Consider the following 16,294-nt stretch of genomic DNA (forward strand, 5'->3'; position numbering starts at 1 on the left):
CAACGCACGACGCTTGCTAGAGTCGGCTACAAAGGTTTTACACACATGAATAAATTTGAATCCCCCCGTTCTTCCGAAGCTGTTCTGCGCTATCTCGACGGTGATTATGAAATCGTCAGGCATGGAGCCTATGTCGCGTGTGCGGTGACAGGCGCCCATATCCCGCTCGATGAACTCAAATATTGGAGTGTTTCGCGGCAGGAACCCTACGCAACAGGCCTGATTTCTTTTGAACGTGAGTTGGAAGTCAATCCTGAAATGCGTAGCCGAAAGAAGGCTTAAAATCAGCTTGTAACACGGCTTTTGAAGCGCTCGATGACCGTATCCAGAATGTGGTCAAGCGCATCGTTGCGATCAAATTTGAGATCAACGTTAAGGACAGCGAGTTTCGTCAGAAAACCGGCAGGAACTCCAATCATCGTTGCCAGACGCACCTGATCCTTCGCCGTAGTGATCAATCCCAATCCCTGACGACGTGCTGTGTCTGTCAGATTGCGAATATCGTCTGATGCAAAGCTGTGATGATCGGGGAATGAGCATGTTTCCACAATCTCACCGCCTGCTTCAGCAACACTTGCATAGAATTTTTCAGGATTGCCTATGCCCGCAAATGCAAGCCAACGATTGCCCGCTATTGGTGTGGTAGACGACGGCTTAAGCCGGGCTTCATATATCGGTCTACCTGCTCGTGCTGTCTGACGGATAACGAAATCAGCACCATCACCTTTGCCGATACGCAGCAAAGCGTCGGTCTTACGCATTTGATCAGTCAGTGGAGCCCGCAGGGGGCCTGCCGGTATGACCTTTCCATTGCCAATACCACGGGCAGCATCCACAACCAGCAACGAAAAATCGGCAAAAAGTCGTGCGCTCTGGAAACCGTCATCCATGATGATGAAATCGCAACCGAGCGCCTGTAAATGTCGAGCCGCCTTTAGCCTATCAGGACAGAGAGCCACCGAAGCATGACGTGCCAGCAGGAGTGGCTCATCCCCGACGTAACGCGCACTGTCATGCGCGGGATCAACAACGTGTAGTCCCTTGTAAGCGCCGCCATAGCCGCGTGAGACGATGCCGGGGTTTAGACCTCGTGCTTTTGCGCCAGCAGAAAAAGCAATTGCAGTCGGTGTTTTTCCGGCCCCACCTACGGTAAAATTGCCCACGCAAAGAACCGGCAGAGAAATTTTTGGTGGTTCCGCTTTCAAAAGCCGACGGCCCGCCACGGCTCCGTAGAGCCAGGCAGCAGGCGCCAAAGACAAAGCGCGCCAATCAGGTTTATCCCACCAGAAAGGCGGCGCTTCACTCACCATACTCAGTGACCGCCTGTCTGATAGGCAGCCTCATTGCGATTGCCGGGTAACTGTGCCTGCAGGATCAATGGCTGGATAAACGGCTCGAGTGCGACAAGCGTACGATCCAGTGCGCCGCGCATATCCCTGACCGTGCTCACCCCAGCATTGATCATGGCACGGAGATGCTGAGGGTTGTTGAACAGGAAATTGATCGCTCCTGCGAGCATATTGCGATCCTTCACAATGCGTGCGCCCCCATTCTTGATGAGGCGTTGGAAGGATTCACGAAAATTCTGGACATTTCGTCCTGTTAGCACAGCAGTTCCCATCATCGCCGGTTCCAGAGGGTTGTGTCCACCTTCCTTGGTCAGCGAATTGCCAATAAATGCTATTTCGGTGAGCTGGAGATAAAGTCCCATCTCCCCAATGGTATCTCCGAGCAGGATATCTGTGTCAGCTTCAATCGGCTCATTGGCGCTGCGACGCGCAACCTTGAGCCCCTTTTCAGCCAGCATAGCCTGAATGGCCGCAGCACGATCTGGATGACGCGGCACGATGATCGTGACAAGATGCGGATAGCGTACTTTCAGCATCTGATGAACTTCTGCTGTGATCGCTTCTTCGCCGTCATGGGTCGAAATTGCGGCCCACGTTCTCCGTCCACCGATCTGGCGTTGCAATGCGGCCAGAGCCTGTGGATCAGCCGGCGGCGGATTCGTATCGACCTTGAGATTACCTGAAACACTGACAGGCCGCGCTCCCAGCGTACGAAAGCGATCTGCATCTAGTTCCGACTGTGCGACCACATAGGCAAAATTTTCAAAGAGCGCTTCGGCCAGAGCCGGTCTTTTCTGCCAGACAGCAAAGGAGCGATCAGACATGCGCCCGTTGACCAGAACCTGCGGCGTGTGGCGACTGCCGAGTGAAAGCACAGTAGCAGGCCAGACTTCAGATTCACAACCGATGGCAAGATCAGGTTTCCAGTGGTTGAGAAACTTGTTGACCGCCGGTTGCAAATCCAGCGGCGCGTATTGGTGAATGACCTTACTACCTAACTGATCTGCGACAACTTTTGCCGAAGTCACAGTACCTGTCGTCAGCACGATATGGATACCAGTCGCAGCGATCCGCTCAATCAATGGCGTGATCGCGACGGTTTCACCAACGCTTGCCGCGTGGGCCCAGATAACCGGTCCTTGCGGACGTGCTATGGCGGATTTGCCGTAGCGCTCGCCGCGACGCATGCGCTCTTCCTTGCCGCGAGACGCACGATAGGCGATGTAAGGCCCCATAAATGGATAGGCCGCGGAACCGAGTGCACGGTAGGCAGACAACATATTGCGCGCCCAGCGTTCGCTCATTTCGCTTTCTCCAACGCAGCATAGGCCTTGACGGTCGCGTCGTTGAGTTGGCGCGTTAGCTCCATGCGTTTTTCTTCCAATTGCGTTTCATCGGCATCCGCGTCGACCCATACATTGTCGCCGCGCACGATAATCGAACGCCCAAAGGGCAGCGGAATCGTCGTTTTATCCCAGGACTTTTCCAGAACATGGTTCCGCGAGAAAGCATAAGCAACCGGTATTATTGGACGACCGGACAATTTCGCCAATAAAATGATGCCTTCTCCGGCCTCACGCGCTTTGCCGTGAGCGATGTCCGCTATAATTGATGCCGATTGCCCGTTTTTGAGAGCATTCTTCAACGTCAGAAGCGCGCGTGCGCCTCCCTTTTCAGGCTTGGAGCGAGAACCTCGTCCACCAGAGCCACGCACTGTCAACAATCCAAGTTTTTCCGCAACACGAGCGTTCAGTTCCGCATCTGCACTGCGCGAAAACATGGCGACAAGTTCAATTCCCTTGGGGCAGATGAACGGTCCCATGAGATGTTGCCCATGCCAGAAAGTCACGATGAAAGGATCGTCCTTACCCACCAGCGCCTGTGGGTCTGCTGATTCTTTCAAGCGAGAATTTGTGAAATAGACAAGCTTGAAGTAGGAGGTGATCAGCCAGACCAGCATGGCTTTAACCACGGCAGACTGCGCCAGCGGCCCGCGAATACGTCGCCAGAGGCGCTTCGCGAATCCTTGCTTCTTATGCCCGGTGGTCTGACCCGGACTATCTCCGCTTTGCATCCGATATTGGCCGGGAGCAGTCAAACTGCTCAATCCGCCTTCAGCGTCACGCCTTCTGGATCGAGCAACCGATGCAGGTGCACGATGAAATAGCGCATATGAGCATTGTCTACTGTTTGCTGTGCCTTCGACTTCCATGCGGTCTTGGCCGACTCGTAATCCGGGTAGATGCCAACGATATCGACGTTTTCAAGATCGCGGAACTCAACGGTACCGAGCTTTTTCAGCTCACCGCCGAACACCAGATGAAGAAGCTGCTTTTTGTCGCCTTCGACGCTCATGACAATTATCCCTGAACAAAATTGGTTCGCGGCATGATTAACCCAAGGGTCAGCCCGCGACAACACTCAACATTTCTTGCAGAAGGTCTCCGCTGGCGGCAACGAGAGCGCCATGGCTCAACGTCGGACCACCATACTGGATCGGTAGGGCATCGCTTGTCAGGATTGCCCCGCCCGACTCACTCAGGATCAGATCAGCTGCTGCCAAATCCCAATCATGTGAATTTGGCCGAATGAAGGTGCCCGCTATATCTCCGCGCGCCACCATAGCGATACGGTAGGCCAGCGAGGGAACGTAGGGATGAATCTTTGCACGATCCCGCCAGCTTTCCGGGAGTGCCGTCACCATATTGCGGGCTGATGCTATTGTCACCTGTTCACCGGGCAATGGTAATCTGACACGTATGACAGCACCGTTTTGTGAAGCCCCAACGCCTTTCCCTGCTTCGATGAGCTCGTTGCGCGCCGGACATTCCAGAACGCCGGCCAACGGGCGGCCATTTTCCACAACGGCTATGCTAATACACCATTGATCCTGCCCAGCGATGTATGCACGGGTGCCGTCAATCGGATCGACAACGAAGGCGCGGCTGCGTTTTTCAGCTGCCCGTTCATCGACGGTCTCTTCCGATATCCAGCCATAATCTGGCCGCGCTTTCAAAAGGACATCCTTTAGATAGCGGTCAACGGCCAGATCAGCTTCACTGACGGGCGATGAACCATCCTTCAGCCAGACTTCCGGAGAACGACCAAAGTAGCGCATCGCGATACGTCCGGCTTCACGCGCAGCATCACGCAGAAGCGTCAGTTCACTGACAATTTCGTTGTGCTTGTCAGTTTCCGGCAAGAGTCATGCCTTCAATTGCGAGTGTCGGTGCTGTCATCCCGAAGTTTCGATCAATATCGGAGGCGGGTGTCATATTGAGGAACATGTCCTTGAGGTTCGAAGCAATCGTCACTTCACTGATCGGGTAGGCAAGTTCGCCATTTTCGATCCAGAACCCCGATGCGCCGCGGCTATATTGGCCCGTGATCATGTCAACACCCTGCCCGAACACCTCTGTCACATAAAAACCTGTGCCAATTGCACGGATCAATTCCTCCGGCGACTGCGAACCGGGCTCGATGGCAAAATTGGTTGAAGCAGGCGAAACGCCAGAGCCCGAACGAACACCACGACCATTGCCTTGCAGGCCCAGTTCCCGGGCGCTCGATCCAGAAAGCAGCCAGTGTTTGAGAACGCCATCCTCCACCATCGTCAAAGATTGCCCCTCAATCCCTTCGCCGTCGAACGGACGCGAAGACGAACCGCGCACACGCAGCGGATTGTCAGTAACATTTATGCCGTTCTTGAGAACCTGTTTACCGAGACTGTCACGAAGAAAACTCGTCTTGCGTGCAACAGAAGCGCCATTAATCGCGCTTGCAAGATGTCCCGCAATACCGCGCGCAAGGCGAGGATCGTAGATAACTGTGACAGGCCCCGTCTTTGCCTGACGTGCACCCAACCGCCGCACAGCGCGCTCACCAGCGCGACGACCGATATCATCAGGCGTATCAAGATCAGAAAAATGCAGGCGCGAACTGAAATCATAATCGCGCTCCATTTTCGTGCCCTCGCCCGCAATGGCCGAGACCGATCGTCCAAAGCGTGTAGCAGCATAATGCCCCGAAAAGCCTGTCGATGTGACCAGCACCAGACCACCAAGGCTGCGCGAGGCACCAGCTCCACCTGAATTCGTCACGCCGCTGACTGCGAGTGCAGCTGCTTCCGTCGCAAGTGCGTCCTGCGTCAAACGATCGGAATCGATTTCCGTTGAATCGTAGAGATCAAGATCACGAGGCGAAACAACAAGCAGCGATGGGTCTGCGAGTTGCTCATAGGGATCCTCCGGCGCAACGCGTGCCATAGCAACGGCACGCTCGGCGAGACGGTCGGGATCGGCGCTCGCATTGGCAGAAACACTCGCAATGCGACGGCCTACAAAAACGCGCAGAGCGAAATCATCACTTTCCGACGATTCGGTTCCCTCAACCTTGCCCAACCTCACTGATACGCTAACTGACCGTGCCCGCATCACGACTGCGTCAGCCTGATCAGCTCCCGCCCGTTTGGCTGCAGCCACGAGAACGGCTGCGCGATCGACAAGTTTCTCCGCCGAATTATCTGAAATCATTATATAATCCGAGTTTCCCAAGTTCATCACGGTTCAACCTCGCAGTACGATTTGCAGCGGGACCGAAACCGGGACTTGCTAAAAAATATCGTCAAATTGTTCGACATCGGGCTGATTACAGCCATATCTTGTTTCTATATTGCCGAAATCCTAGGGCTTCAAGGCAAGCCCTCCTACATTTCTCCAAATTCCAAGAGCTTGGCATGGTTGCAACTGGCGGAAGTCTCTACCTGCAGTGTCTGATGATTTTGGGCGGTGCGATTATCGCTGCGCCGCTGTTCAAGCGATTAGGGCTTGGTACAGTCCTCGGCTATCTTGCGGCAGGCATCACGATTGGCCCCGTAGCTCGCCTCATTGCAGACGGAGAAGATTTTCTGCACTTCTCCGAGCTTGGCGTTGTCTTTCTTCTCTTCATCATCGGACTTGAGCTGAAACCCTCAAGACTTTGGGCGTTGCGCCAATCGATCTTCGGTCTTGGTACCGCGCAGGTTCTGCTTTGTGGAGCAGCCCTCACTACTCTTGGCATTTACTTTGCGGGCCTCAGCCCCGAAGCAGGGATCATCATCGGTTTCGGTCTCGCGCTTTCGTCTACGGCATTTGCCATGCAGGTTTTGGAGGACCGGGCCGAAACGAACCAGAAACACGGTCAACGTGCTTTTTCGATCCTGCTGTTCCAGGACCTCGCCATCGTGCCGATCCTTGCAATTATTCCGGCACTTTCGCCGACCGAACCGTCGCAGGCGAGCGCGGGTTTCCACCTTGCCACAGCAATTGCGGCCATCGCGGCACTGGTGGTCGCCGGACGTTATCTCATCAATCCGATGTTCCGCATTATCGCCAATACCGGCGCTCGCGAAGTGATGATCGCAGCAGCGCTTTTTGTGGTGCTCGGATCAGCCAGCCTGCTTCAGGCGGCTGGCCTTTCGATGGCCATGGGTGCATTTATCGCCGGTGTTTTGCTGGCGGAATCATCCTACCGACACGAACTTGAAGCGGATATCGAACCATTTCGCGGAATCTTTCTCGGATTGTTTTTCGTGGCGGTTGGTCTTTCGCTGAACCTCACTGTGATCGTACAGTATTGGAAGGTTATCCTTCTTGCTGTTCCCATTTTCATGGCAACCAAGATCGCGATCATCTATCTGCTGTGCCGTGTCTTCCGGTCCAACCATAACGATGCTGTGCGAATTGCGTTTCTTCTGCCGCAAGGCGGCGAATTTGCCTTTGTTCTTTTCTCGGCAGCTTCTGCCGCATCCATAGTCTCAAGCGCACTCGGTTCAGAGCTTGTAGCCGCCGTCACCGTATCCATGGCGCTAACACCGCTTTCCGTTTTGATTGGCTCAAAGCTGCTTATCAAGGACAAGACTGTCGATGAAATTGAGGAAAACTTCGAAGGTGCCGGTTCTGACGTATTGATGATCGGCTTCTCGCGATACGGTCAGATTGCATCGCAAATCCTGCTCGCTGGCGGTATCGACGTAACCGTGATTGACAGTTCGCCCAATCGCGTGCGTGCTGCCGGAAAATTTGGCTTCCGTATTTATTTTGGCGACGGTACTCGTAAAGACGTGCTGGAAGCGGCAGGTATAAGAAAAGCGAAGATCGTTGCCATCTGTACCCACAAGAAGGAAACGACCAACCACATCATCAACCTTATACAATCCGAATACCCGGATGTGCGGCTGTTCGTTCGTTCATATGATCGGGAACATACGCTGCAACTGCGCGCTCAAGGTGTCGAGTATGAACTGCGCGAAACGTTCGAATCCGGTTTGCTGTTTGGTCAGCGTACACTCGAAGGGCTCGGCATAGCCGAAACCCAAGCCTACGAAATTCGTGAAGACGTTCGCCAGCGCGACGAAGATCGTCTCCACGTGCAGGCTTCGGAAGGAATCATGGCTGGTCGCCATCTGCTCTTCAACAAACCGGTCACACCAGAGCCTCTGGTCAAACCTGTCCGCGAAGGTCAGCGCATCGACAAAGGCGCGGATGATATCGTATCCGCCTCGTCGTCAAGTGACACAGTCGGATCACCCGTTCCGGCGGAATAGCAAACGTATAGGAAGCCGGTAGATTCAGGTTGCAAGCGTTGAATTTATCGGCACCACTTTTCCCTCAACTGTCAGTTCGAGAGCACGTTTCAGTTCGTCGCGAACACTGGCGCTCTGTGACAATATCTGTTCGAACTTCAGGAAATCCAGAAGACCGATCCGCTCGACATTAGGGCGAATGAAAATATGCGGGGGGCGAATTCGAAATTTGTTTTCGATGATGGAGCACATGGTCAGCTGGTTCGCCCCGATCACTGCCTCGAATGTGGTTGGCATGTAGTCATCTGGTCCGACCGGCGTGCCGACAACGTCGATGCCGATGACAATATCGGCCTCATCAAACAGCAGATCAAAGGGTACTGGATTGAACAAGCCGCCATCGACCAGAATGCGGCCATCCCGGCGTACTGGTGCGAAAACTGGTGGTATGGCACAGGATGCTGCGATGGCCGAATGCAGATCGCCATCGCGAATATGGATTTCCCGAGCGGCGTGAAAGTCCGCCGCTGTGATAGTCATCGGGATTTTCAGCTCTTCTACATTCATCGGCAGGCTTGCAGGCAAAAAGACGTCCAGCACCTTTTCGATATTGAACTGGCTGACGCGCAAGCCACCTTTCAGCAATTCTACCCAGCGCGCAGGGCGGGTCTGCCACATACGCTTTGCGACTTCGGAGCGGCGATTGAAAATCGCCGCCATATATTCATGAACTTCCTTGCCCGTCATGCCGCTCGCCATTCCGGCGCCAACAATCGAACCTATCGACGAGCCTGCAATTGCAACCGGTTTGATACCAAGTTCATCGAGCACCTCGACAATATGGATGTGGGCAATGCCGCGTGCCCCACCTCCGCCGAAAGCGACGGCAATTCGGGGCGATGACGGCACTGCCTTTTCCAATTTGGTACCTTTTAGCTTTGGGCCGGGCCGAAAATCAATATTGCCGGTTCCGCTTCAAGCAGTTTCTTAGCAATAGCCTTGACCTGATCCAACGTTACAGCATCAATCAACTCCGAGCGCTTGTCGATATAATCACGCGGAAGTTCTGCTTCCTGCAAGCTAACGAGAGTTTCAGCAATAGCGGCGGATGAATCCAGATTGTTGACGGCGTAAGATCCCTTGAGGAAGTTTTTGGCAGCAGCAAGTTCTTCTTCCGTGGGCCCGTCCGCGGCCATAGCAGCAACCTGCTCGCGGATAATCTTCAGGGATTCCTGCGCTTTGTCAGGACGGGTCGCAGTCGAAATCATCAATGCCGAAACATGATCACGCATGACCATGGATGACGATACCGAATAGGCAAGGCCACGCTTTTCACGCACTTCGGCATAAAGACGCGATGTAAAGCCACCACCCAGAATATGGTTCATCAGATAGGCTGCAAAGAATTCGGGATCCTTGCGCGGAATAGCCGGATAGACAAAGCTGATCGAGGTCTGCGGCATATCGAAATTGAGGCTGGTCGTCGTGCCAAGTGCCAGTTTGGCATCGGGTACAGGAACCAGTTCGGCCATCGCGGGGAGATCGCCGAACACCTTATCCAGCAACGCCTCCAAATCCTTCGCATTGATCGAACCCACAACGCCGATAGTCAGACGGTCACGCGCAAAGTTCTTGCGGTGAAAGTTCACCAGATCGTCACGCGTGATCGACTGCAGTGATTTCACCGTGCCATCATCGGGACGTGCATAAGGATGGTTCCCATAGAGAACTTCGGAGAACTTACGCGATGCAATCGTCGAAGGGTTGCGTTGTGAGGATTCGATACTCGCAACCACCTGCTGTCGAATACGATCAATAGCATCTTGGTCGAAGCGAGGCTTGTTGACAGAAAGAGCAAGCAAGTTTGTGGCTGCGTCGCGATTTTCCGCGAGCATGCGAATACCGCCCGAAACGGAATCCTGTGTTGCAGAAAAGCTCATTTCCGCGCCCAGATTGTCTATCTTCTCCTGAAACGCATCCGATTTCAGGTCGCCCGCCCCCTCATCGAACAGCCCTGTCATCAGGTTAGCCAACCCTTCCTTCCCGGAAGGATCCTGCGATGTGCCACCCTTGAATGAGAACCGCATGGAAATAAGCGGGACTGAATCGTCTTCTACCAGCCAGGCATGAATACCTTTTGGCGAAACAACTTCCTGAATTTCGATTGCGCGCGCCGGCAAGGCGCACACGATCAACAATGTCACGGATGCGGCAAGAACACCCACAGCCGACCCGGCATAGCGAAAGTCGAAAACACGTCTGAAGTTCAACGTAAGAATGTTCTTCACTGGATCGCTCCTCCCGCACCATTGGCCCCGGCGCTTCCCGCTGACGCATCCGGGTTCTCGCGAGCGCTCTCCGGCTCGGCGTCCGGAGGAAGCAGGTAACTCGTTACCGATTGGTCTTTAACGAGATAACGCGTCGCCACATCCTTGATCTGATCGACTGTCACACCCTTGATGACCTCCGGCCATTTCTGGATATCGTCAACCGTTTGCCCAACAGACAGCGACGAGCCATAAATCCGGGACATACCTGTCTGGCTGTCGCGTGCAAAGATAACCGCTTTCAGGAAACGATTGCGAGCTTGATCGAGCTCGGTCTGGCTTACGCCGTCTTTGATGATCCGTGCCACTTCGGCTTCAACGGCTTTTTCGACATCGCCAAGCGTCGCGCCATTGCGCGGCGCGCCATATACAGAAAACGTGCCGTCATCAAGCGCATCGCCACCATAGCTCGCGCCAGTATTGGCAGCGATACCCTGCTTGACGATCAATTCCTGATAAAGGCGTGAACGCAACGAACCGCCGAGAATTTCGCTCAGTAGATCAAGGGCGGGGGCATCCCCTGGTTTTACATTCGGAAACCGTTTTTCGTTCGCATAGGAAGGAACAAGCCACGACACACGGAATGAGGGGGTGCTTACACGCTCATCGTGCAACGTCACGACGCGGGCGGCGTGCTTCGCGGGCTCCTGAGGACGCTCACGCGGCAGAACTTCGGCGCGTTTCGGCACCTTTGCCCATGTCTTCAACGTCAGCTCGCGTACGCGTTCCGGTGAAACGTCTCCAGCGATGATGAGCGTTGCATTATTCGGTGTGTAATATTGCTGATAAAAGTCGATGGCGTTCTTGAGGCTTAGCTTTTCCATTTCCTGCTGCCAGCCAATTACAGGCTTGCGATAAGGATGGTTATAGAAAAGAACAGCGTCGCTATTCTCCATCAGCATGGAAGCCGGATTGGAATCAACTCGCATCCGGCGTTCTTCCAGAATGACATCCCGTTCGGTTTTCACCGCTTCTTCATTGAGCACCAGATTTTCCATCCGGTCCGACTCGAACTGCATCACCATTTCCAGCGCTTCGGGAGATACCCGCTGGAAATAGGCCGTATAATCATAGGAGGTGAAGGCGTTTTCTTGCCCGCCGATGGAGGCGACTTTCGCCGAAAACTCGCCAGCTGGGTGGTTCTTCGTACCCTTGAACATCAGATGTTCGAGGAAATGCGCGATACCTGAAACGCCGGGCGCTTCATCGGCCGACCCTACATGGTACCAGATCATCTGGGTCACGACTGGAGCGCGATGATCGGGGATGACAACCACTTCCAGACCATTTGGCAATGTGAAATGACTGACCCCATCCGACTGGATGATTTCTGGAAGCGCTGTTTGTTCAGCGACTGGGGGCGACACGGGCGCTGGTTGCGTTTCGGCGGCAGCGGCAGGTTGGCTTTCTGCCCGGACTGCACCGCTTGCCACCGGTAAAGCCAGCACGAAACCCAAGGCGGTGGACAACAGCAAGCGCCGGAGTGAGGGGTTATTCACCAAGCGACATCTCCAATCGGTTTCATTCCCGCCCGTTTTTCCGGGCAGCATTTCAATTTTTATGCGAACAGAAGCGTCCGCTAATTCAACCGGCGGCTTTCAACTGGATCAGCCGAATAATCGTGCCCCCGTAGTTGCGCTCTTCCAACACGACGAATCGCTCATCAAGCTCGAGCGCCGCCTCAGCATCTTCTTCAAGCACCAAAAGTGCGTCAGGATTAAGCCAACCACCTTGAAGTGCAGACAAAAATGCCTTTTCCCCCATACGCCGCCCATAAGGCGGATCGGCAAAAACCAGGTCGAACGGCTCCATCGTACCGACGATACCCAACTGACAGGCGTCGCGCCGCAAAATCTTGGTGTGCCCCTGCAGACTGAAAGCCTCGATATTCTGACGCAACAATCCCCGCCCCTCCGCAGATTCTTCCACGAAGGTCGCGTAGCGCGCACCGCGCGATAGGGCCTCAAGACCAAGCGCGCCTGTCCCTGCAAATAGGTCGAGGACGCGTGCGCCCTCTACCTTGTTGGGGAAATTATGCGCGAGGATGTTGAACAGGCTCTCGCGTGTGCGATCGGTGGTGGGACGAATGGCGTTGGTCGAAGGTGTTACGAGCGCACGCCCGCGGAACCTACCGCCGACGATCCGCACCACCGCCTCCAGTTCTGCCACCGCCTGACTTGCTGCCACCCGGCTTTCCACCTGGTTTACCACCCGGCTTGTTTCCTGGTCCACGACGCGGTCCATCCTTCGAACCATCATCAAAACGACGAGATTTATTACCCGGTCCGCTGCTGCGCGGGCCTGAGCGCGTATCGCGATCGGATGCACCAAAACGGCCTTCACCACGCGGTCCGCCCGGCTTTCCCGTCTTGCGGCCCTCGAAGCCGCCCTTACCGTGCTCTACAGTCCGGCCTTCCGCGTCGCGCAATTCTGCACGCTCGCGTTTGCCGGGACGACGCTCCTTGCGTCCATCCTCACGCTGCTCACGGCGCTCTGGACGTCCCTCTTCCGAGCGGTTTCCTTCCGGACGCGGACGCTGTGGACGAGCGTCCTTATCAAAGCGGCCTTCCGGTCGCTTGTTATAGCGGCGTTCACCACCTTCGTCGCGTCCCTGCTCCTCATCACCAGCCCGACGCGGGCGCATCTGCAGATCGCCACTGAATTTCGCTGAACGATGCGGAACTTGACGTTCGACACGGGCGGGCTTGGCAGCCGCATTTTCGCCCTTTGGACGCGCACCTGGAGCCATCCAGACATTGGCGTTTCCGCGACGACGCGGTTCAACCTTTTCGGCTCCCTTGTCGTCGCGACCGCGACGACGCTGAGGACTGCTGGAAATCCATTCACGTTCGCGCGGGCCACGCCGGCGTTCGCCTTCCTCGCCCTCATCTTCCACGTCGCGACGAGTCCGTCCCTGAACAGCGGCATTGGAAAACTCGTTCAGAACAGGCGCATCGAAATCCGCGCCTGAATCCTCAATCAACTTGTCACCAAGCTGATCTCGCAGGATACGTCCCTTGATTTCGCGGACTGCACCTTCTTCAAGATCACCGAGCTGGAAAGGACCGAATGAAACGCGGATAAGACGTCCAACAGTCAGACCAAGAGCGCCCAGAATATTCTTTACTTCACGGTTCTTGCCTTCGCGCAATCCGATAGAGATCCAGACATTGGCACCCTGCTCACGCTCAAGCGTTGCTTCAATACTGCCGTAGAAGACGCCATCGACGGCAATGCCGTTCTTCAGCTCATCAAGCTGTACCTGTGTGACCTTGCCGTGGGCGCGAACGCGATAGCGGCGCAGCCAGCCGGTGGAAGGCAGCTCCAGAACGCGCGACAGACCACCATCATTGGTGAGCAGCAACAGACCTTCGGTATTGATGTCGAGACGACCAACTGAAAGTACGCGTGGCATCTCGGCAGGCAGTGCCTCGAAAACCGTTGGGCGACCTTCAGGATCGCGATTGGTCGTCACAAGACCCGCAGGCTTGTGATAAAGCCAGAGACGGGTACGCTCGGTCTGCTTCAATGGCTTGCCGTCGACCGTAATAATATCCGTGCGCTTGACATTGACCGCAGGGCTCTCAAGCACCTTGCCATTCACGGCAATACGGCCAGCAGCGATCATCGTTTCCGCTTCACGGCGTGAAGCTATGCCTGCTCGTGCCAGACGCTTGGCGATACGTTCGCCCGTGTCCTCTTGCCCCTCGGCGTCGCGCGGTCCGAATTTACGTGGCTTGTCACGTCCGCCGTCATCGCGGCGCGGACGAGTGTCACGATCTGGCCGAGCGGGACGATCGGAGCGCCCTCCACGGCCATGCGGACGCTTGCCATCCTTGTTGTCATCATCTTTAGTCATCTGGTATTGGCCTTTCAGCAGCGCTGCCGTGTCACCTTACACCTTTAATGACAGGCAAGGGACAGCCGGAAACAGGAACGCTGTATAAATCCGTTCGCAAATCGGTTTCGATTTCGGGAATTATGCAGTAACAAATCGCTTCATGGCTTGCGAGCGAAATTTCCGAAAGAATGCACGAAATGGAACAGCCATGAATAAGAGTGCCAAAATCCCGGACCCAAAGATGGCTACCCCCATGGAGATAGCACTTGCAGAAGCGCGCGCTGCAGGTTCACGTGGAGAGGTTCCGATTGGCGCAGTCATTGTGCATCAGGGCACGATCATTGCACGAGCAGGCAATCGTACACGTGAGTTCAATGACGTAACAGCCCATGCCGAAGTGCTTGCAATTCGTGAGGCTGGAAAAGCCCTACAATCCGAACGTCTGGTCGACTGCGATCTTTATGTGACGCTGGAACCATGCGCGATGTGTGCAACCGCCATTTCTTTCGCCCGTATACGTCGCCTCTATTACGGCGCCTCCGACCCGAAAGGTGGCGGCGTTGAACATGGGCCACGGTTTTATACGCAGCCCACCTGCCACCATGTACCGGAGATTTATGCGGGTTTCTCCGAGGGGGATTCACAGAAAATCCTGCGGGATTTCTTCCGCGACAAGCGCTAGCTTCTGCTCAGAGCCTTGTGTCCAGCCATGTAGCGCAGCGTATTATCTCGCAGCATGAAATGATGAATAAGAGCCATCAGAACGTGTCCCGCAATTATCACAAGCAGGCCCCAACCCAGCAAACCATGCAATGCGCTGCCCGGAGCGGTCAGCGCGGCATTTTTCACATCGGTCTGCTCGAAAATCCGGATGCCAAGAAATGAGAAGCCTCGCCCGCCGCCATATGTGCGCAGCAGAGCCAATGCAGGCACTGCGAACATCAGGCCATAGATAACGAGATGCCCGAGTTTAGCCAGTTTGCCGACATGGCCTGACTTATGCGGACGACGACCTGAGTTCAACAATCCCCAGACCCCGCGTAATAGTACAAGCACCAGAAGCGCGAAACCAAGCTGGTAATGAGCCGACCAGAAGATATTGTAGATCGTCGTATCTTTAGCCACGACGCGTAGAACTGCTGACGCAAACTGCCAAAGAAACAGGAGAGCCATCAGCCAATGAAGAGATCGACTGATTAGACCATATCCCGACGGCGTATCCCAGATAGTGTTCGTATCGTTCATCAAATCATACCTTACTTCCCAAGTTGGCATGATACGATCTGCATGAAAGAAATCTTTGATTGAAATCAAATATACGTCAGAACTGCCAACATTAAAAATATTTAATAATCTTTCCTGCGAGAAAACAGATTAAACATTCACTAAAACTACTGAAATAATAAGCCGCAGTAAATTCTATTTACTGCGGCTTATTATCAAGAAAATAAATTCAGCAAACGATTAGTTCCAAGGCAGATAGTCGCGCCAGCCCTTGGATTTGCCGGATGCCTTCTTGCGCTCACGTTCCTTTTGCGCCTCGTCCGTACCCAATTCGCCTACAGCTGCAGTAGACGCAGGCTCGCGATAAGTAAGCGGCGGTTCGCTCAAATAACGGCGTGTCGTGGAGGAACCCTGAACCTGCTGCTGGCGTGCAGCCTTGTAGGCCGCAACCTTTGCCGGGTCGAATGTCGGCGTACGGGACTCATAATCTTCGCGGCGGCTGTTACCACGCGGCAATGCTGCCTGAATGTTGGACGCTACCGGACCATCCTGAACGACCGGCGACACGAAATTCGGATCATCGCGGTTTGCCGTGATCTCGTCACGCAAACGCTTGCGACGCTGTTCCGGCGATTCTGGCCAATTCGGATCGTTGGCGCTAACAACGCTTTGTTGCGGAGCGGGCAACTGACCTTTATCCCCCGGAGCCGGACGAACCAGGTCGGGGCGAGGCTTGTAGTCAATCCGTTCTTTCTTGTTCTTACCCTGTCCGAAGCTCGCCATATTCGACACATCGTCAAAGAGCTGTGCTCCTGCGGTCTTGTCGGTTCCATAGGTTGGCGAAGAAACGCAGCCGGATAGCGAAACGCCCGCTATCGCTGTCATAAGCACCAGAACTCGTCCTTCAATCTTCATTAGCGCCACTTCTTTTACGCTTGCCGATTTTATCTTCACCAAAATTTGCTCAAGCAAGCCTTGACTGAAGAAACCG

Annotated in this window: 16 protein-coding genes; 3 read left to right on the forward strand and 13 right to left on the reverse strand. The window is 54.7% G+C overall.

From position 1 onward, the window contains the following. Positions 1-45 precede the first annotated feature (45 nt). Positions 46-282: a DUF2093 domain-containing protein gene (locus tag KWJ32_RS09515; RefSeq protein WP_010661012.1), complete on the forward strand. Its 237-nt coding sequence runs from the start codon at positions 46-48 to the stop codon at positions 280-282. A gap of 2 nt (positions 283-284) precedes the next feature. On the opposite strand, the gene lpxK is transcribed toward KWJ32_RS09515, so the two are convergent. Genes lpxK through KWJ32_RS09545 form a run of 6 tightly spaced genes read right to left on the reverse strand, consistent with a single transcriptional unit; the run spans position 285 to position 5,881 of the window. Then, a complete protein-coding gene (gene lpxK / locus KWJ32_RS09520; RefSeq protein ID WP_011982763.1) occupies positions 285-1,310 on the reverse strand; it encodes a tetraacyldisaccharide 4'-kinase in 1,026 nt (341 codons plus the stop codon). Positions 1,311-1,312: 2 nt separating this feature from the next. Then, the gene (gene waaA, locus KWJ32_RS09525; RefSeq protein WP_011982762.1) at positions 1,313-2,653 is read right to left on the reverse strand and encodes a lipid IV(A) 3-deoxy-D-manno-octulosonic acid transferase; all 1,341 of its coding nucleotides are present in this window, start codon (positions 2,651-2,653) and stop codon (positions 1,313-1,315) included. Beyond that, positions 2,650-3,423, reverse strand: coding sequence for a lysophospholipid acyltransferase family protein (locus KWJ32_RS09530; protein WP_010661009.1), 774 nt, complete (start codon positions 3,421-3,423; stop codon positions 2,650-2,652). Before KWJ32_RS09530 ends, waaA begins: the two co-directional genes overlap by 4 nt. A 29-nt stretch (positions 3,424-3,452) precedes the next feature. Continuing rightward, entirely contained in the window at positions 3,453-3,704 is a 252-nt protein-coding gene (locus tag KWJ32_RS09535; protein ID WP_010661008.1) for a DUF4170 domain-containing protein, read from the reverse strand. Positions 3,705-3,753: 49 nt separating this feature from the next. Continuing rightward, the gene (locus tag KWJ32_RS09540) at positions 3,754-4,551 is read right to left on the reverse strand and encodes a 3'(2'),5'-bisphosphate nucleotidase CysQ (protein WP_011982760.1); all 798 of its coding nucleotides are present in this window, start codon (positions 4,549-4,551) and stop codon (positions 3,754-3,756) included. Then, complete coding sequence (locus KWJ32_RS09545) at positions 4,538-5,881, reverse strand: TldD/PmbA family protein (RefSeq protein WP_040128437.1); 1,344 nt, start codon at positions 5,879-5,881, stop codon at positions 4,538-4,540. Before KWJ32_RS09545 ends, KWJ32_RS09540 begins: the two co-directional genes overlap by 14 nt. A gap of 203 nt (positions 5,882-6,084) precedes the next feature. On the opposite strand from KWJ32_RS09545, the gene KWJ32_RS09550 reads away from it, so the two are divergent. Beyond that, positions 6,085-7,932, forward strand: a complete 1,848-nt coding sequence (locus tag KWJ32_RS09550) for a monovalent cation:proton antiporter-2 (CPA2) family protein (RefSeq protein ID WP_011982758.1) — start codon at positions 6,085-6,087, stop codon at positions 7,930-7,932. A gap of 24 nt (positions 7,933-7,956) precedes the next feature. Here KWJ32_RS09550 and KWJ32_RS09555 read toward each other — a convergent pair whose 3' ends face one another. The 5 genes from KWJ32_RS09555 to KWJ32_RS09575 all read right to left on the reverse strand — a co-directional run bounded on the left by KWJ32_RS09555 (position 7,957) and on the right by KWJ32_RS09575 (position 14,097). Continuing rightward, positions 7,957-8,832 carry a patatin-like phospholipase family protein gene (locus KWJ32_RS09555; RefSeq protein WP_011982757.1) on the reverse strand — a complete coding sequence of 292 codons (876 nt, stop codon included), beginning with the start codon at positions 8,830-8,832 and terminating at the stop codon, positions 7,957-7,959. 11 nt (positions 8,833-8,843) lie between these two features. Then, positions 8,844-10,190, reverse strand: a complete 1,347-nt coding sequence (locus tag KWJ32_RS09560; RefSeq protein ID WP_231771621.1) for a pitrilysin family protein — start codon at positions 10,188-10,190, stop codon at positions 8,844-8,846. A 5-nt stretch (positions 10,191-10,195) separates the two neighbouring features. Then, on the reverse strand, positions 10,196-11,737 hold the full coding sequence (locus KWJ32_RS09565) for a pitrilysin family protein (protein ID WP_011982755.1): 1,542 nt from the start codon (positions 11,735-11,737) through the stop codon (positions 10,196-10,198). 85 nt (positions 11,738-11,822) lie between these two features. After that, entirely contained in the window at positions 11,823-12,386 is a 564-nt protein-coding gene (gene rsmD / locus KWJ32_RS09570; RefSeq protein WP_011982754.1) for a 16S rRNA (guanine(966)-N(2))-methyltransferase RsmD, read from the reverse strand. Continuing rightward, the gene (locus KWJ32_RS09575; RefSeq protein WP_011982753.1) at positions 12,367-14,097 is read right to left on the reverse strand and encodes a pseudouridine synthase; all 1,731 of its coding nucleotides are present in this window, start codon (positions 14,095-14,097) and stop codon (positions 12,367-12,369) included. Before KWJ32_RS09575 ends, rsmD begins: the two co-directional genes overlap by 20 nt. A gap of 190 nt (positions 14,098-14,287) precedes the next feature. On the opposite strand from KWJ32_RS09575, the gene KWJ32_RS09580 reads away from it, so the two are divergent. Further along, positions 14,288-14,761, forward strand: a complete 474-nt coding sequence (locus tag KWJ32_RS09580; RefSeq protein WP_040128440.1) for a nucleoside deaminase — start codon at positions 14,288-14,290, stop codon at positions 14,759-14,761. Here KWJ32_RS09580 and KWJ32_RS09585 read toward each other — a convergent pair. Next, complete coding sequence (locus KWJ32_RS09585) at positions 14,758-15,324, reverse strand: cytochrome b (RefSeq protein WP_011982751.1); 567 nt, start codon at positions 15,322-15,324, stop codon at positions 14,758-14,760. The two genes, KWJ32_RS09580 and KWJ32_RS09585, sit on opposite strands and share 4 nt — an antisense overlap. A 219-nt stretch (positions 15,325-15,543) precedes the next feature. Beyond that, positions 15,544-16,218: a hypothetical protein gene (locus KWJ32_RS09590; protein WP_011982750.1), complete on the reverse strand. Its 675-nt coding sequence runs from the start codon at positions 16,216-16,218 to the stop codon at positions 15,544-15,546. Positions 16,219-16,294: the final 76 nt, after the last annotated feature.

It is taken from the genome of Ochrobactrum sp. BTU2 (genome assembly GCF_024539785.1).
Lineage (GTDB): Bacteria > Pseudomonadota > Alphaproteobacteria > Rhizobiales > Rhizobiaceae > Brucella > Brucella anthropi.

Bases quoted from the DNA above. Each gene is read 5' to 3' on its own strand.
- KWJ32_RS09515 (WP_010661012.1), top strand. From the start codon at position 46: ATGAATAAATTTGAATCCCCCCGTTCTTCCGAAGCTGTTCTGCGCTAT.
- lpxK (WP_011982763.1), bottom strand. From the start codon at position 1,310: ATGGTGAGTGAAGCGCCGCCTTTCTGGTGGGATAAACCTGATTGGCGC.
- waaA (WP_011982762.1), bottom strand. From the start codon at position 2,653: ATGAGCGAACGCTGGGCGCGCAATATGTTGTCTGCCTACCGTGCACTC.
- KWJ32_RS09530 (WP_010661009.1), bottom strand. From the start codon at position 3,423: ATGCAAAGCGGAGATAGTCCGGGTCAGACCACCGGGCATAAGAAGCAA.
- KWJ32_RS09535 (WP_010661008.1), bottom strand. From the start codon at position 3,704: ATGAGCGTCGAAGGCGACAAAAAGCAGCTTCTTCATCTGGTGTTCGGC.
- KWJ32_RS09545 (WP_040128437.1), bottom strand. From the start codon at position 5,881: ATGATTTCAGATAATTCGGCGGAGAAACTTGTCGATCGCGCAGCCGTT.
- KWJ32_RS09550 (WP_011982758.1), top strand. From the start codon at position 6,085: ATGGTTGCAACTGGCGGAAGTCTCTACCTGCAGTGTCTGATGATTTTG.
- KWJ32_RS09575 (WP_011982753.1), bottom strand. From the start codon at position 14,097: ATGACTAAAGATGATGACAACAAGGATGGCAAGCGTCCGCATGGCCGT.
- KWJ32_RS09580 (WP_040128440.1), top strand. From the start codon at position 14,288: ATGAATAAGAGTGCCAAAATCCCGGACCCAAAGATGGCTACCCCCATG.
- KWJ32_RS09585 (WP_011982751.1), bottom strand. From the start codon at position 15,324: ATGAACGATACGAACACTATCTGGGATACGCCGTCGGGATATGGTCTA.
- KWJ32_RS09590 (WP_011982750.1), bottom strand. From the start codon at position 16,218: ATGAAGATTGAAGGACGAGTTCTGGTGCTTATGACAGCGATAGCGGGC.